The following is an 18,080-nucleotide window of genomic DNA, read 5'->3' as shown; positions in this document are numbered from 1 at the left end:
CTGTGGGCAATTGAGCGTGTGGCCAGCGGATGCCAGGACAGCCGCGTGGCGCACTCACCCAATAGACCGGCAAAACGGAAAAAGTTCTGCCGGGCCCATGGCGGAATCATCAACGACTTCAGTGCGTTGCGCCTGGCGCGAGCCGGGCCACCTGATCGCCCTTGATCACTTCACCTGGCCGTTGTACACCACGGTCGCGGCGCCGTCCTTCTTGATGGTCAGCTTGTTGCCCTCGGCCATGCTTTCGACCATTTCCGAACAGCCGTCCACCTCCGCCTTGCCGTCCACATGCTCGCTGGCGGTGTCGAAGCTGAAGACATAGGTGGACGCCGGGCAGGCATTGCCGCCTTCGCCCGTGGACACAACGAGTACATAGCGGTTGGGGCCGAACGTATAGGCCTTTTCGATGGCAACGTAGCCGGTGCTTTCGGCATCGGCGACGACGGCCTCCATGACGTTCATCACGCCCGCCCGGGACTGGTAGTTCAGCGCGGTGCCCAGTTCCATGCCTTGCACGGTGAACGGCCCGGCGCCTTCGTCGCCGACTGGCAGCGGCTCGTAGGCGATGCTCGGCGCCAGTGGCGCGCTGGCCGGTTTGGCCAGCAGCGCGGGTTGCGGCTGGGGGTTGATGCACTGTCCACTTTCACAGATGCGCTCACCTTTGCAGTCGGTGTCCTTGGCGCATTGGCCAGACACTGCAGCGGTCTGTTCGGCCTTGTCGCAGCCGGCGATGGCCAGGGTGAGGAGGGCGAGGGTAAGCAGTCGCTTCATCAGCGAAGTCCTTTTCATGGATGAGGGCTGCGCAGTATCGCCAAACTGTGGGCAGATGTCGCGGGGCTCTATCTCAACCTAGGTCTCTGCTGGCTGCTCCACTTCATCCACGTAGGCTTCGAAAAACCAGTCGGGTATATCTTCGTTGCGGTACTCCAGTTGCACGCCATCGGTGATTTCCGCCAGCCACACCGCGCTCTGCCCGGAGTTGTCGAACACATAGGCACGATGGCTGGCGGCGATGGCCTCCGGGAGCAGGTCGAGGGAGCGCTCGTAGCGGCTGCGCACCAGATCGTCCCTGACGGGATGGCCGCCCGCGCGCACGCGAATGGCGACCCGCTCGATATTGATCCGCGGGTTTTCGGTCGAGACGAAATAGAGGTAGGTGCGATAGCCCTGGGTTTGTGCCAGGCGCATGAATTCGATCTTGCTCGGGTGCGACATGACGCTTTCGAAGGTGAAACTCTGCTTCGCCTCCAGCAGGCGCTGGCGAATGAAGTCGGCGATCACCGAGGCGAAGTACGAGTCCACTGGCACTGCACGGTAGTCGATCCGGTTGTCGAGCACTTGCAGTTGCCGGGCGTGCATGGCCAGTTGCCGGGAGGCAATCAGATGATGATCGAGATGGAACGTCAGCAGTTCGGCCTGAGCGGCCTGAATACCAAACGGGGCGAGGTCGACGAAGCCGCTGTCCTTTGCCTCTTGCTCGAGTTCGTCGGCATTGACGAAAAGGCGTGTCAGCGCCGCAGGCAGGCTTGCCTTGATGGTGCTCTTGCCCGAGCCGTTGGGGCCCGCAAAAACACGCAGCCTAGGCACGCCCGCCGGCCGTCTGGTCATCGACCCTGCGTACACTGATTATTTCGCCGACCCGGACCTTGCGCCGGGGGCTGGCTTGGCCCAGCACGGTCCGGGCACCATCGGCACCGACGCGCACCAGTTCACCGTCATCGACACACAGCACGCCGCGCTGGCTGGCCTGCAGGGCACGCAGGTAGGCCGAATGCGTAGCCTCGCTGGCGTGCAGGGGAATCTGTTGTTCAAGGGTATCGAGGTCCCGTTCGGAGACCTTCTTCGCTTTTGCTGCCATCGCTGGACACCTCCGCGCAATGTGAAACCGCTTGCGCACATGGGAGGCATCATAGCGTCGACGCTGTAAAAAGGCATCAAGGAGGGTCATCGGGCTGTCCTGAAGTGGATTCGCCGCAAAGTCTGGCACAGCGCTGCGCTCACTGTTTCCCCAGGCCGCGTAGTCCGTTTCCCAAACCTGAAACGGGGCCGTCGAGCGGCCCCGCTGATCCGGTGTCGGTCTTCAGAAGCCGAAGTCGCTCAGGCCCGGGTGATCGTCCGGACGGCGCCCCAGGGGCCAGCGGAACTTGCGCTCGGCTTCGCTGATGGGTTGTTCGTTGATGCTGGCGTGGCGATTGCGCATCAGGCCGTCCTCGGCGAACTCCCAGTTCTCGTTGCCGTAGGCGCGGTACCACTGGCCGCTGTCGTCGCGGTACTCATAGGCGTAGCGCACGGCGATGCGGTTGTCGGTGAAGGCCCAGAGCTCCTTGATCAGGCGGTATTCGAGCTCGCGGTTCCACTTGCGGGTGAGGAAGGCCTGGGCCTCTTCGCGGCTGCTGCAGAACTCGGCGCGATTGCGCCAGTGGGTGTCGGTGGTGTAGGCCAGGGCCACTTTGGCGGCGTCGCGGCTGTTCCAGCCGTCTTCGGCAAGGCGGACTTTCTCGATGGCGGTTTCACGGGTGAAGGGGGGCAGTGGTGGGCGGGACATCGTGGTCAATCCTCAAGGTCGGTGGGCTTGGTTTGCAGGATCGAGATTAGTCCGTTCGGCAGGTGGGGAGAATCGGTGCTCTCGGCACTTCATAATTGCTCTTTGCGGAACAATCCCCGCCTGGTTAGTCGGGCCCGTCTGTCTTCTATAGTTACCCCAGACATTCGCTGGAGCCCGCCATGACCCTGATCAGCCGCGAACCCTGGTGGCTCGTCCCGCCCAAGCCCGGGCAGACCGAGCAAGACCTGCACTGGGGCTACCTGGAAATCTACGCCGACGGCCGCACCGTGTTCGTCGACCAGCGCCCCAGTGAGCGGGAGCTGGCCGAACGCAAGAGTTGCCGTAACTTCCCCGACGCCGAAAAGCCCTGAGTCAACCTTCGAGCTGGGCCAGGCGCGCCTCCAGCGCAGCGACCCGTGCTTCCAGCGCCTCGATGCGCTCGTCCGCCGCGCTGGCGCGCGTGCCGCCTTCCTGCTGGCGGGCAGCGAGGATCGCCTCGATCTCGGCCGGGTCGCCCAGGGCGTGGGTGTAGCGGTCTTCGCGCTGGCCGGCCTGGCGCGGCAGGTGCAAGGCCAGGCCCCGCGAGACCAGGCGCTCGAGCTGGTGCTGGACCTGATCGACATCCTCGAACTCATGCAGGCGGTTGCTGCGCGTCAGCAGTTCGCTGAGGGTCTGCGGGCCACGCAGGAACATCAGGCCCATCAGCACCAGCTGCGCCGGTACCAGCTCCAGGCCTTTATCCACCCGCTGTTCCCAACGGTCGGCGCGGCTGCCCATCTGCAGGCGAGCCATCCCCTGGTTCTCCAGGGCGCGCAGGGCCTGGCCGACCTGGCCGGGGGAGAGGTTCATCACCGGTTCGCGGCTGGTCTTCTGGTTGCAGGCCAGGACCAGGGCATTGAGGGTCAGGGGGTAGGTTTCCGGGCTGGTGGCCTGTTTCTCGATCAGTGAGCCGAGCACGCGGATCTCGATGCTGTTGAAACGGCCTTCGCGGGTGCTTTCGTGTTCTGACATGGCCCTGTCTCATTGCGAGGAAAAGGCCACTAGCCTAGGTAAAGCGCCGGGCTTAAGCAATCACTGCTGGCGTCGCCGGCCAAGCCAGCTCCCCTGTGGCGTTGGAGCTGGCACGGCCGGGGTTTCAGCTGCTGGGCCGCTCCATGGCCTGGCAGGCCGCGGCGGTGAACAGCACGTCGGTCGAGGAGTTCAGAGCAGTCTCGGCCGAGTCCTGCAGTACGCCGATGATGAAACCGACCGCCACCACCTGCATGGCGATCTCGCTGGGCACGCCGAACAGGCTGCAGGCCAGCGGGATCAGCAGCAGCGAGCCACCGGCCACGCCCGAGGCGCCGCAAGCGCAGACCGCCGCCACCACGCTGAGCAGCACCGCGGTCGGCAGGTCGACCGGGATGCCCAGGGTGTGCACGGCGGCCAGGGTCAGCACGGTAATAGTGATTGCCGCGCCGGCCATGTTGATGGTCGCGCCCAGCGGGATCGACACCGAATAGGTGTCTTCGTGCAGGCCAAGCTTCTCCGACAGCGCCAGGTTGACCGGGATGTTGGCCGCCGAGCTGCGGGTGAAGAACGCGGTAATGCCGCTTTCGCGCAGGCACAGCAAGGTCAGTGGATAGGGATTGCGGCGGATCTTCCAGTAAACGATCAACGGGTTCATCACCAGGGCCACGAACAGCATGCAGCCCATCAGCACGGCCAGCAGGTGCAGGTAGCCGAGCAGTGCGTCCAGCCCCGACTGCGCCAGGGTGGCGCTGACCAGGCCGAAGATGCCCAGCGGGGCGAAGCGGATCACCATGCGCACGATCAGGGTCACGCCGTTGGACAGGTCCTCGACCACGGTGCGGGTGGTGTCACCGGCATGGCGCAGGGCCACGCCCAGGCCGATGGCCCAGGTCAGCACGCCGATGAAGTTGGCTTTGAGCAATGCGTTGACCGGGTTGTCCACGGCGCTGAGCAACAGGTTCTGCATCACCTCGGTGATGCCGCCGGGGGCGCTCAGCGTGGCCTCGCCGGTGCTCAGCACCAGGTTCGAGGGGAACAGCATGCTGGCCACCACGGCCACCACCGCGGCGGCGAAGGTGCCCAGCAGGTACAGCCAGAGGATCGGGCGGATGTGGGTTTCCTGGCCATGGCGGTGGTTGGCGATCGAGGCCATCACCAAAATGAACACCAGGATCGGCGCCACGGCCTTCAAGGCGCTGACGAAGACCTTGCCGAGGAACCCCAGGTCGCGGGCCACGTCGGGGGCGAGCAGGGCCAGGGCGATGCCGGCCACCAGGCCGATGCAGATCTGCGTCACCAGGCCGGTGCGGTTGATGAGGCGGAGGATGGGGGTCATGTGCAGCGCAATCCAGTTACGTGAAAGCGCGCGACTTTACCACAGACCACGCTGGCGCCTGTAGGCACGGTCCTACCAGTGAAACAGCTCGCGCCGCGCGCCCTCGGTGATCGCCAGGATCCCCGGGTGCTTGACCTTGCGCTCCACCGAAATGGCGTAGAACGACTCGTTCACCGCCTCGGTCTGGCCGATCAGGCGCACGCCGTACTGGCGGCAGACCTCTTCGGCGATGACGCTGGGGGCGACGAAAATGCCGCTGCCCGATTGACCGAAGGCTTGCATGAGTGCGCTGTCGTCGAACTCGCCGACGATTCGCGGTTGTACCTGCTGCTCGGCCAGCCAGCGTAGCAGCCGGCTGCGCAGCACGGTTTCCTGGCCCGGGATCAACAGTGGCGCATCGTCCAGGCAGGCGGGGAAGGGCCGAACCAGGCGCTCGGCCAATGCCGGTGTAGCGAAGAAGCTCAGGCCGCACTCGCCGAGCTTCTGGCTGTAGCCCTTGATGTCCAGGTGGCTGGGCATGGGGCTGTCGGAGATCACCAGGTCCAGGCGCTGGATTGCCAAGTCCGCCAGCAGGCGCTCGAGCTTGTCCTCGCGGCAGTTGATACGCAGTACCTCGTCCAATTCCATGGTTGGCGCCAGCAGGCGGTAGACGATGGACTTGGGCACCACATCGGCCACGCCCACGCGAAACAGGATCTGCTCCTGCGGTCCGGCCCGCAGCATGGCCTCCAGTTCGCCGCCGATCTGGAACATCTGCTCGGCGTAGGCCAGGGCCTGGCGCCCGGTCTCGGTCAGTTCCAGCTGGCGCCCGACGCGCTGGAACAGCTCCAGGTTCCAGGTCTGCTCGAACAGGCTGATCTGGCCGCTGATGGTCTGCGGGGTGAGGTTGAGCTGTTCGCTGGCGCGGGCGATGCTGCCGGTCTTGGCCACCGCCCAGAAATAGTGAAGCTGGCGATAGTTGAGCATGCGTTTCTCGATTCGGGAAAACCGAAGTATATACGCTGAAAATACGAATTTTCCGGATGTTTCAGCCCCACTAGAATGCCACCCCATCAGGCGCATGAAGCGCCGCCCGGAATTCGACAAGCGAGGACCTCATGCTACAACTCAAATCCATTGGCACACCGCTGGTGCTGGCCCTAGCCCTGTTCGCCATGTCTGGCTGCGACCAGGCCGAAAAATCCGCCCAGCAGATGCTTGACCAGGCCGCCGAATCGGCCAAGCAGGCCATCGACAAGACCAATGACGCCGCCCAGCAGGCCTTGAGCGACGCCATCGGTGGCGATGGCGGGAAAGCCAAGACCGAAGACGACAAGAAAGACACCCAGGACATCTGAGAGCAGGACTGACCAATGGAATATTTGCTGGAACTCGCCGCAAGCCCCACCGCCTGGGTAGCGCTTGCCACCCTGGTGGCCATGGAGGTCGTGCTCGGCATCGACAACCTGATCTTCATCTCCATCCTTACCAACAAGCTGCCCGAGGCCTATCGTTCCAAGGCGCGGCGCATCGGTATCAGCATGGCTCTGGTCATGCGCCTGGCGCTGCTCAGTACGGTGGCCTGGATTGTCCAGCTGACCGAGCCGGTGATCGAAGTCTTCGGCCACACGTTCTCGTGGAAGGACATGATCCTCATTGCCGGTGGCCTGTTCCTGCTGTGGAAGGCGACCAAGGAGATCCATGAAAGTGTCGACCCTCATGGCGCCAAGGAAGAGTCCAAGGCCGGCAACGTCGTGACTATCGGCTTCACCGCGGCGATCTTCCAGATCCTGCTGCTGGACATCGTCTTCTCGATCGACAGCATCATCACCGCCGTTGGCATGACCGAGCACCTGCCGATCATGATCATCGCCGTGATCAGTGCCGTGATCGTGATGCTGGTGGCCGCCGACCCGCTGGCCAAGTTCATCAACGACAACCCGACCGTGGTGATGCTGGCCCTGGGCTTCCTGATCATGATCGGCATGACCCTGATCGCCGAAGGCTTCGGCGCCCATGTGCCGAAAGGCTACGTATACGCTGCCATGGCGTTCTCGACCGCGATCGAGATCCTCAACATCATGGCCCGCCGGGCGCGCTTGAAACGTGAGGCGACCGAGGGCTGACCTGGCGTGAATCATCGCGGGGCCAGCCCGCCGCCACAAGACATGTAGCTTGTGGCGGCGGGCTGGCCCCGCGATGCGTTTCAGGAAAGCTTCAGCTCAATGCGCCCCGGCATGCCGACGCGCACGGCGCACAGGTTGTGGTTTGACCAGGGCTTGAGGGGGTAGGTGATGTGGGTGCGCATGGCGGCGCACGATGCGCAGTACGCCCCAGAGCATGGCGGCTGCGACGCTCAGCCACATGCCAACCAGCATTAGAATTGCCATTGTCAGGCTCATGTGTGCCTCCTTCTCTCTGGCGAGCCAGGCCCGCCATCCAGACACTGCTTTAGTCTAGCCTTTTACCTGTGACGTTCCATTGACCGAAGGTCTAGGCTTTGTACGAAAAGTGCCTGCGCGACGATCATGCTGCGTAGAAAACAGTCTGGTGCGCCAGCCCGGTCGGAATGCTCATTGACAACCAGTCAAGTCGGGCGCGACCCCGGTCGTTCCTCGCCTGTTTTGGCCTTGCCTGATCGCCGCTCGGCTACTTTTCATACAAACCCACGTGCTCGGGCCGTTTCGTTCCAAGCCCGCGTCGGGCTATACCCAAAGCCGCCCGCGCCCTATGATCGGCACTCATGGCCGGGCACCGCCTGCCTGGCGCTGGATCATGCGAGTGTCCATGTTGCAAAAACTCATCACGTCCCGGGCCCTGGGCCCACGTCGCCTGTTGGCCGCCTGCCTGGTGGCGGCCACGTTGTCGGGTTGTGCCAGCGCGCCACCGGCCGCGCTCAAGGGCCTGCCGCAGCGGGTCGAGATCAGCAGGGTTCCCTTCTACGGCGGCAACGCCAACCACAGTGGCTCGATGGCCCTGGCCGCCGTGTTGTCGCAGCAGGGCGCGCCGATCACGCCGGGCCTGCTCGACAAGTCGCTGGGCCTGCCTGCCGCCGCCGAGTCCCTGGAAACCGGCATTCCTCGGGTTGCCCGTGAATACGGCCGGGTCGTCTACCCGCTGGACAAACATCTGGATGCCTTGCTTGCCCAGGTGGCGGCGGGCTACCCGGTGTTGCTGCGTTATCAGGAAGGTTCGGCGTGGTGGAGCGAGCCGCGCTATGCGGTGCTGATCGGCTATGACCGCTACAAACAGCGGGTATTGCTGCGCTCGGGCATGCATCGGCGCCAGTTGATGGCCTTCGATGATTTCGAGTCGGCGTGGGCCAAGGAGGGTAACTGGGCGGTGTTGCTGCAATCACCACGGCAATTGCCGGCCCAGGTGGATCGCCAGCGCTGGTTGCAGGCGGCGGATGAACTGGCCCGTTCGGGGCAGGAGATCGCGGCGAGGCAGGCTGTCACCAGCCTCGGACGCTGAGGCTGAAATGATCGCGGGGCAAGCCCGCTCCCACAAGATTGGCCTTGTGGGAGCGGGCTTGCCCCGCGATGGCTTTACATCAGAAGCCCAGGCGATCGCGCAGGCTGTAGTACCAGGCGCCGATGGCGCTGAACGGCACACGGAGCATCTGGCCACCCGGGAACGGGTAGTGCGGCAGGCCGGCGAACGCGTCGAAGCGCTCGGCCTGGCCGCGCAGGGCTTCGGCCAGCACTTTGCCCGCCAGGTGGGTGTAGGTCACGCCGTGGCCCGAGCAACCCTGCGAGTAGTAGATGTTGTCACCGATGCGGCCGACCTGGGGCAGGCGCGACAGGGTCAGCAGGAAGTTGCCGGTCCAGGCGTAGTCAATCTTGACATTCTTGAGCTGCGGGAAAGCCTTGAGCATCTTCGGACGGATGATTGCCTCGATGTTTGCCGGGTCGCGCGCACCGTATACCACGCCGCCGCCGAAGATAAGGCGCTTGTCGCTGGTCAGGCGGTAGTAGTCGAGCAGGTAGTTGCAGTCCTCGACGCAGTAGTCTTGCGGCAGCAAGGTGCGGGCCAGTTCCTCGCCCAGCGGCTCGGTGGTGATCACCTGGGTGCCGCAGGGCATCGACTTGGCAGCCAGCTCCGGTACCAGGTTGCCCAGGTAGGCATTGCCGGCGACGATGATGAACTTGGCTCGCACTTTGCCCTGCGGGGTGTGTACCACAGGGTTGGCGCCACGTTCGATGCGCACGGCCGGGGTTTGCTCATAGATGATGCCACCCAGCGACTCGACCGCGGCGGCTTCGCCCAGGGCCAGGTTCAGCGGGTGGATATGGCCGCCACTCATGTCGAGCATGCCGCCAATATAGTTGTCGCAGGCCACCACTTCGCGGATACGCTTCTGGTCCATCAGCTCCAGCTGAGTATGGCCAAAGCGTTCCCACAGGCGTTTTTGCGATTCCAGGTGGCCCATCTGCTTACTGGTCAGCGCGGCGAACACGCCGCCGTCCTTCAGGTCGCACTGGATGTCATACTTGGCCACGCGCTCACGGATGATACGCCCGCCCTCGAAGGCCATCTGGCCGAGCAGTTGCGCCTGCTTGGGGCCGACGGTGCGCTCGATGACATCGATGTCGCGGCTATAGCTGTTGACGATCTGGCCACCGTTGCGGCCCGAGGCGCCGAAACCGACCTTGGCGGCCTCGACGATGCTCACCTTGAAGCCGTTCTCCAGCAGGAACAGGGCGCTGGACAGGCCGGTGTAGCCGGCACCGATGATGCACACATCGGTTTCCACCTCACCCTGCAGCGCCGGACGTGGCGGCACCGGGTTGGCCGAGGCGGCGTAGTAGGACTGGGGGTAGGGGGTGTTAGCCATGCTCGAGGAACCTCGTGTTTTATATTTTTAACGAATGTACCGATGCTATCAATAATAATAAACACCCGCTAGTCGTCCGGTGAAAATCCTTTACGCCCCCCCTGAAGCTCGGCCTTTCTATAAATAGTTTAAGATTCAGTAGCTTAGCGTGAAAAAAACAGTTGACAGGGTATCTGGATCGCGTAGAATGCGTCCCACACGACAGGCACATAGCTCAGTTGGTTAGAGCACCACCTTGACATGGTGGGGGTCGTTGGTTCGAGTCCAATTGTGCCTACCAAATCAGAAGAGGGCGATCCGCAAGGATCGCCCTTTTTGCTTTTGGTCGCGTCCAGCGGGCGAACCAGATGCGAGCTCGGCCGGTAAAAGCCTTTTCCGCAGGTCGCCGGGGCGGTTCGGATGAATTTCGCAAAGTTTTTGATTTTTTTGAAAAAAACGCTTTACAGGCGCGCAGTCGATCACTAATATGCGCCCCACACGACAGGCACATAGCTCAGTTGGTTAGAGCACCACCTTGACATGGTGGGGGTCGTTGGTTCGAGTCCAATTGTGCCTACCAAATCAGAAGAGGGCGATCCGAAAGGATCGCCCTTTTTGCTTTCCGCCGTTCCTGGCCGCCGACACACGCTGCAACTTTCCACCTTCGCCTCATCCCTGCGGCCGAGCGGTTCGCTCATGCTAGAATCCGCTCCTTCGAATCTGGAGGTACAGGCGTGCGCAAACTGGCGGTGGTAATGGCGGTGTTGGCCCTGGCGGGCTGTAACAACGAGGTCGAAGGCGTGCACAAGCAGGTGGCCGAGCACCTGAACAACCCCAAGACGGCCAAGTTCGCCAACGTGCGTTTCGACACCCAGGGCTCCATCTGCGGCCAGGTGCGCGGCAAGGATGATGCCGGTCAGTACGAGCCTTACCGCAGCTATGTGGCGATCAAGCACGATGGCCAGTACGAGATCCTCATCGACGAGACCGGCAACAACCTGCGAATCCGCGAAGTCTGCGGTGGCGCCGACCTGCAGCGCCGCGCCGAGGCGCTGGCCGACCAGCCGGCGCCGGAAGGTTGGGATGTCGAGGTGATCCAGGGGCCGAACATGGGCGCCCTGACCGACATGACCGCACGCCTGATCGAAAAGGGCATTCCGTCCTGGGTCGAATACCGCGACGGCAAGCCGGTGGTACTGATGGGGCCGTTCCCGGCCAAGGCCGAGGCGGACGCGCGCAAGGCCGAGGTGATGGCCAAGCTGGGCACCGACTCGATCGTCATCCAGCACGGCGTCAAACGCTGACTGTCACCTGTACCTATCAGGTTCGACGCTGGGCAGGTGTCAGTTAGGACGCGTGCTTGCCTCGCGTTCGGTGCCGATCTCCTCGAACACGCTGATCAGATGTTCCGGCTGCCCGTCGGCGCGGCGCTCCAGCGAGGTGCGTGCCCGCACCCAGAGGTAGTGCCCGTCTTTATGGCGAACACGCTTCTGTACTTCGTATCGCTCGATCTCGCCGGCCAGCAGGCGCCGCAGTAGCGCCAGGTTGTCCGGCAGGTCCTCGGGGTGGGTGAGTTGCTGGAACGTCGTTCCGTACAGCTCGTCCTCACGGTAACCCAGCAGTTCGCAAAGGCTGCCGTTGACCCGCTGCCAGCTGCCATCCGGGTCAATGTAGGCCAGCGCGCCCCAGGCCAGTTCGAATATGGTGCGAAAGCGCGCCTCGCTCTGGCGCAACTCTTCTTCAGCCACCTTGCGCTCGGTATTGTCCATGCTGATGCCAACCATTTTCACCGGGCGGCCGGCGCTGTCGCCCAGCACCGTCGCGCGCGAGGCGATCCAGCGTTGACCGCCGTCGGGGCGGGTGATGCGGAAGTCGCACTCGCAGCCAGTACCGTCGGCCACGGCCTGGGCATACATGCCCTGCATGTGGCTGGCGTCCTCGGGGTGGATGTGCTCCCAGAAGTCCTCGTTGCGCCGTAGTGGCCAGCCATATACCGCCTCGACATTGGGCGAGTAGGTCACGTCGTCGGTGACCAGGTTCCACTCCCAGGTGACGATGCGCGCACCCTCCTGCGCCAGCTTCATGCGTGTCTCGCTTTCCATGATTTCGGCGGTGTAGCGCCGGCGCACGTCGGTCATCGGCAGCTCGACCACCTCGGCCTGCTGCACGCTGTGCAGGGCCTCCTCGCCGTAGCGCAGCCAGATCCAGTTGACCTTGAGCAACTCGGCCAGTTTGCGCAGGTTGGTGTAGTCGATTTCGCCACCGCGGGTCCACTTGTGCACCGCCGTGCGCGAGATTCCAAGGGCCGTGCCCACCGCCTGCAGGGTCAGCTTGTGGTGTTCGAGCAGTTCCTTGAGGCGAAAGGCGAAGCTGTTTTCCGTCATGGGTGCTGGATCCTTGGGCATGGACGAGGCGCTCAGTATACCTGAGCTGTCAACCTCAGGTTGACAGAGCGGTTGCGGCGCCCGACGGCGCCAGTTAACGTGGCGCCTGACCTATTCAGGACAGGGATGCACCGCATGAGCCGATCACTGGAACTCAACCGCGCCAGTTGGAATGAACGGGCGCCACTGCACGCTGCCTCGAAGGACTACGAGGTCGAACGCTTTGTCGCCGAACCCGGCCATCTGTCCGAGGTGGTGCGTTTCGACCTGCCGCGCCTGGGCGATATCCATGGCCTGCGCGCGGTGCACCTGCAATGCCATATCGGTACCGACACCTTGTCGCTGGCGCGCCTGGGTGCGGATGTCTGTGGCCTGGACTTCTCTGCCGCCTCGCTGACCCAGGCGCGTGACCTGGCCGAACGGTGCGGCGCTGGTATTGCCTATGTCGAAGCGGACGTCTACCAGGCGGCACAGGTGCTGCCTGCCGATAGTTTCGATCTGGTCTACACCGGTATCGGCGCGTTGTGCTGGCTGCCGAGTATCGAGCGCTGGGCGCAGGCAGTGGCGGCATTGCTCAAGCCGGGCGGACGCCTGTTTCTGCGCGACGGCCACCCGATGCTGATGGCGGTCAACGAAGACCATGCGGACCGTTTGCAACTGGAGTATCCGTACTTCGAGCGCGAGGCGCCCACTGTGTGGATCAGCGACCAGACCTACGTCGACACCGACCAGGCCCTGACGCAGACTGAAACCCATGAGTGGAACCATGGCCTCGGCGAGGTGATCACCGCGCTGTTGCGCAACGGCCTACGCATCACTGCCCTGGACGAGCACCAGAGCATTCCCTGGGAGGCCTTGCCTGGGCAGATGGCGTTGGGTGATGACGGCGAGTGGCGCCTGGTCGAGGCGCCATGGCGGCTACCGCTGAGCTACACGTTGCAGGCAATAAAGGTCTAGGCCGCAAGCTTTGTGGGAGCAAGCCCGCTCCCACAAGCCAGTCAGGCCTGGTGCACCGTCAGGACAAGAACCCGCCGTCCACATTGAGCGCGGTACCGGTGGTATAGCTGGAGGCGTCGCTGGCCAGGTACAGCACCGCCCCGGCCATCTCGCTCGGGTCGGCCACGCGCTTGAGCGGGATCTGCTGCAACGCGGCATTGCGGATGCTGTCGTTCTTCACCAGCGCCGAGGCGAACTTGGTGTCGGTCAGGCCCGGCAGCAGGGCGTTGCAGCGGATGCCGAACTGCGCGCACTCCTTGGCAAACACCTTGGTCATGTTGATCACGGCCGCCTTGGTCACCGAGTAGATGCCCTGGAACAGCCCCGGTGACACTCCGTTGATCGAGGCCACGTTGATGATGCTGCCACCGCCGTGCTCGCGCATCAGCTTGCCGGCTTCCACCGACATGAAGAAGTAACCGCGGATATTGACGTCGACGGTCTTCTGGAAAGCGCCCAGGTCGGTATCCAGCACGTTGCAGAACTGCGGGTTGGTGGCGGCGTTGTTGACCAGGATGTCGAGGCGCCCGAACTGTTCGCGGATGCCGGCGAACACCTGCTGGATCTGCTCCATCTCACCGATATGGCAGGCCACCGCGGTTGCCTTGCCGCCGGCGGCTACGATCGCCTCGGCCACTTGCTGGCAGCCGTCGAGCTTGCGGCTGGAGACGATCACATGGGCGCCCTGCTGGGCCAGCAGGTGGGCGATGGCTTCACCGATGCCACGGCTGGCACCGGAAACGAAGGCGATCTTGCCGTCGAGGTCGAACAGGTGGGTCTTGGACATTCGGGTATTCCTTGTTGTGGGCCGGGTTACAGGCTGGATTTGCCGATCAGTTGCAGGCTCATGTGCTCCAGCAGCTTGTTCATGTGGATGAACTGGGCGAAGCGTTTGTCCTGGGTCTGGCCGTGGAAGAAGCGGTAGTAGATCTGCTGGACGATGCCGGCCAGGCGGAACAGGCCGTAGCAGTAATAGAAGTCGAAGTTGTCGATACGGATGCCGGCGCGCTCGGCGTAGTAGTCGACAAACTGCTGGCGGGTCAGCATGCCCGGCGCATTGCTCGGCTGGCGACGCATCAGCTGTACTGGCGCTGGGTCGCCGGCCTCGATCCAGTAGGCCAGGCTGTTGCCCAGGTCCATCAGCGGATCGCCGATGGTGGCCATTTCCCAGTCCAGCACGCCGATGATGCGCATCGGGTTGGTGCTGTCGAGGATGACATTGTCGAAGCGGTAGTCGTTATGCACGATGCCCGGGCGCGGGTGGTCGGCGGGCATTTTCTCGCGCAGCCAGGCGATCACCTGTTCCCAGCGTGGCGCGTCGGGGGTCAGGGCTTTTTCATAGCGGCTGGCCCAGCCTTCGATCTGGCGCTGCACATAACCTTCCGGCTTGCCCAGGTCGGCCAGGCCGCATGCCTGGTAGTCCACCTGGTGCAGCTCGACCAGGCGATCGATGAAGCTCTTGCACAGTGCCTCGGTCCGACCGGCGTCCAGGTCGAGTTCGGCGGGGATGTCCGAACGCAGGATGATGCCGTTGACCCGCTCCATCACGTAGAACTCGCCGCCGATCAGGGCTTCATCGGTGCAGTGCACGTGGGCCTTGGGGCAATAGGGGAAACCGGCGTTGAGCTGGTTGAGGATACGGAACTCGCGGCCCATGTCGTGGGCCGACTTGGCTTTGTGGCCGAACGGTGGGCGGCGCAGGACGAATTCCTTGCCCGGGTAGGCCACCAGGTAGGTCAGGTTCGAGGCGCCACCGGGAAACTGGCTGATGGTCGGGCTGCCCTGCAGGCCAGGTATATGACCCTTGAGGTACGGATCGATGACGGCCGCGTCGAGTTCTTCGCCGGGGCGTACCTGGGTGGACTGGTCGGTGAGCGTCATGCGATTTCCTTATGATCGATAGCAAGGACTATTGGCTAATCTAATTTCCTGTCGAAGCTGGTACAAGCGTGCCAGGCGCTTATTGGCCTGGGTGTTGCCGGCCGATCAATGGCCCTGATGGACCGGCGTTGCGCGGGCGAAAAAAAACCGAAGCGCATCAGGCTTCGGTCTTTTTCATTCGCGATCTACCGCGCCAATCAGGCCGGGAACAGCTCGCTGAGCTTCATCGACAGCATCATGTCGCCTTCGACGCGCAGCTTGCCGCCCATGAAGGCCTGCATGCCGTCGGTGTCACCGCTGACGATGCCCTTGAGGGTTTCGCTGTCCATTACCAGGGTGCAGTTGGCGTCGGCGTTCTCGCCTTCCTGGATCTCGCAGGTACCGTCCTTGACCAGCAGGGCGTAGTGCTTGTCTTCGTCGGTGATGTTGAAGCCGAACACCAGGTCCAGGCCGGCGGCAGCTGCAGGGTTGAATTTTGCCTTCATCGCCTCGACGGCTTTAGCTACATCGCTCATGGTGTATTCCTTGTTAAGTGATATTCGCGTCCGCAAGGACACAACAGACCGGGCTCATCGGTAGGTGACGAGCTCCGGCAACCGCAACAGCCGCACATGGGCTTGGCTGTTGAAGGAAGCCAGGGTGACGTCGCGGCCACGGAACTTCAGGTGGCTGAGCGACGTGTTGATGATCTGCCAGTTCAGGGTGAATGCCTGAGCCGGCGTGATTCCGCTTACCAGGTGGAGCAGGGCGGCGATGGTGCCGCCGGAAGTGAACAGGGCGATGTTGTCGCCGCTGGCGGCGCTGTCGAGCAGGCGCTCCAGGCCGTCGCCGACCCGGCCAGTGAAGGACTGCCAGGTTTCCAGGCGGTCGTCGTGGTCGTGGTCGCCATCGTGCCAGCGCTGCACCATCAGCGCGAACAGGCGCTGGAACTCGCTGCGGTGCTGGGCACCGTTGCGCAGTACATGCAGGGCTTCGGGCTCTTCAGGCAGCAGGCGCGGGAGCAGGGCGCGAATCACGCCATCGGCGTCGAACTCGTTGAAGGCTGCATCGGTCTCAATGGCCGGCACCGGGTTGCCATGGGCATGCAGCGCGTCCAGGGCCAGGCGGGCGGTATCCTGCTGGCGGCGCAAGGTACCCGCCACGCAGCGGTCCAGGCGCAGGCCCAGTTGGGCGAGGTGTTCACCCAGCGCCTGGCTCTGACGTTCGCCCACGGGCGACAGCACGTCGTAGTCGGCGGCACCAAAGGAGGCTTGGCCATGTCGGATCAGGTAGAGGTTTCCCACGTTGAAGTCCGGCCCGGTTGGAGGTTGTTGCGAGGTTAGGTTGCCCCAGGCGGGCTGTCAACGAAAAAACATACAAGTGTTTGAAAAGGTCGTTTGAACTGTGTTGCCAGCATTTTCACCCGCTGGCAGCGCCTCTGGCGCCCCGGTATGCTTGCATCCAGTTCGCGCCCTTGCGGCGCTGGTTTATCAAGGAGTCAATGTGGAGTTTCTTGCCGAATACGCAAGCTTTCTCGCCAAAACCGCCACCCTGGTGATCGCTATCCTTGTGGTGCTGTCGGCCATCGCCGGCCTGCGTGGCAAAGGGCGGCGCAAGCCGGGCGGGCAACTGCAGGTCACCCGCCTCAACGAGTTCTACAAGGAACTGCGCGAGCGCCTGGAGTCGGGCCTGCTCGACAAGGCCCAGCTCAAGGCTGTGCGCAAGCAGCAGGCCAAGGCGGAAAAACAGCAGAAGAAAAAGCCTGAGGACAAGCGCCGGGTGTTCGTCCTCGATTTCGACGGCGACATCAAGGCCTCGGCCACCGAGAGCCTGCGCAACGAGATCACCGCGCTGCTGACCCTGGCCACCCCACGTGACGAGGTGGTGCTGCGCCTGGAGAGTGGCGGTGGCATGGTGCACAGCTATGGCCTGGCGGCCTCGCAGCTGGCGCGCATCCGCGAGGCCGGTATCCCGCTGACCATCTGCATCGACAAGGTCGCCGCCAGCGGTGGCTACATGATGGCCTGTATCGGCGAGAAGATCGTCAGCGCGCCGTTTGCCGTGCTCGGTTCCATTGGCGTGGTGGCGCAGATGCCCAACCTCAATCGTCTGTTGAAGAAGCATGACATCGATTTCGAAGTGCTCACCGCCGGCGAATACAAGCGCACCCTGACCGTGTTCGGCGAGAACACCGAGAAGGGTCGGGAGAAGTTTCAGGAAGACCTGGACATCACCCACCAGCTGTTCAAGGATTTCGTCGCCCGCTACCGCCCGCAGCTTCATATAGACGAAGTGGCGACCGGCGAGGTCTGGCTCGGCATCGCTGCGCTCAATCGCCAGCTGGTCGACGAGCTGGGCACCAGTGACGAATACCTGAGCCGCAGCGCCCGCGAGGCCAACGTGTTCCACCTGCGCTTCGCCGAGCGCAAGAGCCTGCAGGAGCGCATCGGCGTGGCTGCCAGCGGGGCAGTGGAGAACACCCTGGTTGGCTTGTGGAGCAAACTCGGGCGTCTGCGCTAACACCTTGAACCCCTTGAAGATTTTTTTCTTCAAGGGGGTTGCAAGGTCCATCGAATGCCGACATAATGGCCTCCATCGAAACGCAGCTGACTTGAAAAAGCCCAGCGGTTTCAAGGAGATAGCGAAAGCTGACTCCGACTTTGAGGCCGAGTAGCAAAGTGGTTATGCTCCGGATTGCAAATCCGTCTACGCCGGTTCGATTCCGACCTCGGCCTCCACTATTCGAAACCCCGCAGATCTAGGTCTGCGGGGTTTTTCTTTGTACGCAAGAAACGCCAAGAGTTCCGAAACAAAAGGCATGGAGTTCCGAAACTTTAGCCTTTTGAAGGCTTGGCGATCGCTCCGACTCGACGATAAACGCGCTCGGTGATTCCCTCTTTCGAGTGGCCCAACAGCACACTTGCATCGCTCAGATCGTTGATCTCCGACGCCGCCTTCGGTCGGATGCCCCTGAACTGGAACTGCGCTATCCGGTTGACCAGGTCGGGTTTCTTCTCCAGTTCAGCCTTCACTCTGGCTGCCTCTCTTGCTTCTGCCCATCGGTTGCGAAGCATCCCCCAGCTCATGCGCTTCCCGACCCCACCAATTCAACGATGGACTAGCTCCAGCGAAAGCTGAAGAAAAACTCGAAAC

General features: G+C 63.1%; 21 protein-coding genes, 3 tRNA genes and 1 pseudogene. 10 read left to right on the top strand and 15 right to left on the bottom strand.

Features of this window, described 5'->3' with window-relative positions; translation table 11 throughout:
* Positions 1-165 precede the first annotated feature (165 nt).
* From BMY03_RS05490 to BMY03_RS05475, 4 genes are all read right to left on the bottom strand, one after another.
* The gene (locus BMY03_RS05490) at positions 166-771 is read right to left on the bottom strand and encodes a hypothetical protein (RefSeq protein WP_094010471.1); all 606 of its coding nucleotides are present in this window, start codon (positions 769-771) and stop codon (positions 166-168) included.
* A gap of 78 nt (positions 772-849) precedes the next feature.
* Complete coding sequence (locus tag BMY03_RS05485) at positions 850-1,608, bottom strand: ATPase (protein WP_094010470.1); 759 nt, start codon at positions 1,606-1,608, stop codon at positions 850-852.
* Positions 1,580-1,858 carry a hypothetical protein gene (locus tag BMY03_RS05480; RefSeq protein ID WP_023631519.1) on the bottom strand — a complete coding sequence of 93 codons (279 nt, stop codon included), beginning with the start codon at positions 1,856-1,858 and terminating at the stop codon, positions 1,580-1,582. Before BMY03_RS05480 ends, BMY03_RS05485 begins: the two co-directional genes overlap by 29 nt.
* A gap of 222 nt (positions 1,859-2,080) precedes the next feature.
* Positions 2,081-2,545, bottom strand: coding sequence for a nuclear transport factor 2 family protein (locus tag BMY03_RS05475; protein WP_046856235.1), 465 nt, complete (start codon positions 2,543-2,545; stop codon positions 2,081-2,083).
* Positions 2,546-2,724: 179 nt separating this feature from the next.
* Between BMY03_RS05475 and BMY03_RS05470 the strand changes: the two genes are divergently transcribed.
* Positions 2,725-2,916 carry a hypothetical protein gene (locus tag BMY03_RS05470; protein WP_023631521.1) on the top strand — a complete coding sequence of 64 codons (192 nt, stop codon included), beginning with the start codon at positions 2,725-2,727 and terminating at the stop codon, positions 2,914-2,916.
* Position 2,917: 1 nt separating this feature from the next.
* On the opposite strand, the gene BMY03_RS05465 is transcribed toward BMY03_RS05470, so the two are convergent.
* From BMY03_RS05465 to nhaR, 3 genes are all read right to left on the bottom strand, one after another.
* Positions 2,918-3,556 carry a YceH family protein gene (locus tag BMY03_RS05465; RefSeq protein ID WP_038705805.1) on the bottom strand — a complete coding sequence of 213 codons (639 nt, stop codon included), beginning with the start codon at positions 3,554-3,556 and terminating at the stop codon, positions 2,918-2,920.
* A gap of 124 nt (positions 3,557-3,680) precedes the next feature.
* Complete coding sequence (sstT, locus tag BMY03_RS05460) at positions 3,681-4,892, bottom strand: serine/threonine transporter SstT (protein WP_038705806.1); 1,212 nt, start codon at positions 4,890-4,892, stop codon at positions 3,681-3,683.
* Between the two features lie 72 nt (positions 4,893-4,964).
* Complete coding sequence (gene nhaR / locus BMY03_RS05455; RefSeq protein WP_023632244.1) at positions 4,965-5,858, bottom strand: transcriptional activator NhaR; 894 nt, start codon at positions 5,856-5,858, stop codon at positions 4,965-4,967.
* A 131-nt stretch (positions 5,859-5,989) separates the two neighbouring features.
* On the opposite strand from nhaR, the gene BMY03_RS05450 reads away from it, so the two are divergent.
* Together BMY03_RS05450 and BMY03_RS05445 are read left to right on the top strand one after the other, a co-directional pair.
* The gene (locus BMY03_RS05450; RefSeq protein ID WP_023632245.1) at positions 5,990-6,229 is read left to right on the top strand and encodes a hypothetical protein; all 240 of its coding nucleotides are present in this window, start codon (positions 5,990-5,992) and stop codon (positions 6,227-6,229) included.
* A gap of 15 nt (positions 6,230-6,244) precedes the next feature.
* Positions 6,245-6,997 carry a TerC family protein gene (locus BMY03_RS05445; RefSeq protein ID WP_038705807.1) on the top strand — a complete coding sequence of 251 codons (753 nt, stop codon included), beginning with the start codon at positions 6,245-6,247 and terminating at the stop codon, positions 6,995-6,997.
* Positions 6,998-7,093: 96 nt separating this feature from the next.
* Here BMY03_RS05445 and BMY03_RS05440 read toward each other — a convergent pair whose 3' ends face one another.
* Positions 7,094-7,273: a hypothetical protein gene (locus tag BMY03_RS05440; protein WP_081941225.1), complete on the bottom strand. Its 180-nt coding sequence runs from the start codon at positions 7,271-7,273 to the stop codon at positions 7,094-7,096.
* A 328-nt stretch (positions 7,274-7,601) separates the two neighbouring features.
* On the opposite strand from BMY03_RS05440, the gene BMY03_RS05435 reads away from it, so the two are divergent.
* Entirely contained in the window at positions 7,602-8,345 is a 744-nt protein-coding gene (locus tag BMY03_RS05435) for a peptidase C39 family protein (protein WP_094010469.1), read from the top strand.
* 79 nt (positions 8,346-8,424) lie between these two features.
* On the opposite strand, the gene BMY03_RS05430 is transcribed toward BMY03_RS05435, so the two are convergent.
* On the bottom strand, positions 8,425-9,708 hold the full coding sequence (locus BMY03_RS05430) for an NAD(P)/FAD-dependent oxidoreductase (protein WP_094010468.1): 1,284 nt from the start codon (positions 9,706-9,708) through the stop codon (positions 8,425-8,427).
* 203 nt (positions 9,709-9,911) lie between these two features.
* Here BMY03_RS05430 and BMY03_RS05425 point away from each other — a divergent pair.
* The 3 genes from BMY03_RS05425 (at position 9,912) to BMY03_RS05415 (ending at position 10,991) form a co-directional block, all read left to right on the top strand.
* Positions 9,912-9,988, top strand: a tRNA-Val gene (locus BMY03_RS05425).
* 202 nt (positions 9,989-10,190) lie between these two features.
* Positions 10,191-10,267 (top strand) — tRNA-Val (locus BMY03_RS05420).
* A gap of 154 nt (positions 10,268-10,421) precedes the next feature.
* Entirely contained in the window at positions 10,422-10,991 is a 570-nt protein-coding gene (locus BMY03_RS05415) for an SPOR domain-containing protein (RefSeq protein WP_038705819.1), read from the top strand.
* 39 nt (positions 10,992-11,030) lie between these two features.
* On the opposite strand, the gene BMY03_RS05410 is transcribed toward BMY03_RS05415, so the two are convergent.
* Positions 11,031-12,071 (bottom strand): helix-turn-helix domain-containing protein, encoded by a 1,041-nt coding sequence (locus BMY03_RS05410; protein ID WP_094010467.1) that lies wholly within the window; start codon positions 12,069-12,071, stop codon positions 11,031-11,033.
* 135 nt (positions 12,072-12,206) lie between these two features.
* Between BMY03_RS05410 and BMY03_RS05405 the strand changes: the two genes are divergently transcribed.
* Complete coding sequence (locus BMY03_RS05405) at positions 12,207-13,028, top strand: class I SAM-dependent methyltransferase (RefSeq protein WP_094010748.1); 822 nt, start codon at positions 12,207-12,209, stop codon at positions 13,026-13,028.
* A gap of 58 nt (positions 13,029-13,086) precedes the next feature.
* Here BMY03_RS05405 and BMY03_RS05400 read toward each other — a convergent pair whose 3' ends face one another.
* The 4 genes from BMY03_RS05400 to BMY03_RS05385 form a co-directional block, all read right to left on the bottom strand.
* On the bottom strand, positions 13,087-13,854 hold the full coding sequence (locus BMY03_RS05400) for an SDR family oxidoreductase (RefSeq protein WP_046856224.1): 768 nt from the start codon (positions 13,852-13,854) through the stop codon (positions 13,087-13,089).
* A 26-nt stretch (positions 13,855-13,880) separates the two neighbouring features.
* Positions 13,881-14,948, bottom strand: coding sequence for a phosphotransferase family protein (locus BMY03_RS05395; protein ID WP_094010466.1), 1,068 nt, complete (start codon positions 14,946-14,948; stop codon positions 13,881-13,883).
* A 197-nt stretch (positions 14,949-15,145) separates the two neighbouring features.
* The gene (locus BMY03_RS05390; RefSeq protein WP_023630010.1) at positions 15,146-15,463 is read right to left on the bottom strand and encodes an SCP2 sterol-binding domain-containing protein; all 318 of its coding nucleotides are present in this window, start codon (positions 15,461-15,463) and stop codon (positions 15,146-15,148) included.
* Positions 15,464-15,517: 54 nt separating this feature from the next.
* Complete coding sequence (locus BMY03_RS05385; RefSeq protein ID WP_038705820.1) at positions 15,518-16,231, bottom strand: histidine phosphatase family protein; 714 nt, start codon at positions 16,229-16,231, stop codon at positions 15,518-15,520.
* Positions 16,232-16,430: 199 nt separating this feature from the next.
* Here BMY03_RS05385 and sohB point away from each other — a divergent pair, with 199 nt between their 5' ends.
* The gene (sohB, locus tag BMY03_RS05380) at positions 16,431-17,447 is read left to right on the top strand and encodes a protease SohB (RefSeq protein ID WP_094010465.1); all 1,017 of its coding nucleotides are present in this window, start codon (positions 16,431-16,433) and stop codon (positions 17,445-17,447) included.
* A gap of 144 nt (positions 17,448-17,591) precedes the next feature.
* Positions 17,592-17,665: transfer RNA gene (locus BMY03_RS05375), tRNA-Cys, on the top strand.
* A 96-nt stretch (positions 17,666-17,761) separates the two neighbouring features.
* On the opposite strand, the pseudogene BMY03_RS05370 reads toward BMY03_RS05375, so the two are convergent.
* Positions 17,762-18,022 (bottom strand): annotated as a pseudogene (locus BMY03_RS05370) (site-specific integrase); the annotation flags it as partial.
* Positions 18,023-18,080: the final 58 nt, after the last annotated feature.

Source organism: Pseudomonas soli, assembly GCF_900110655.1.
Classification (GTDB): domain Bacteria; phylum Pseudomonadota; class Gammaproteobacteria; order Pseudomonadales; family Pseudomonadaceae; genus Aquipseudomonas; species Aquipseudomonas soli.
Note: the sequence above shows the minus strand (reverse complement) of the source record. Positions and strands in the feature narration are given on the sequence as shown.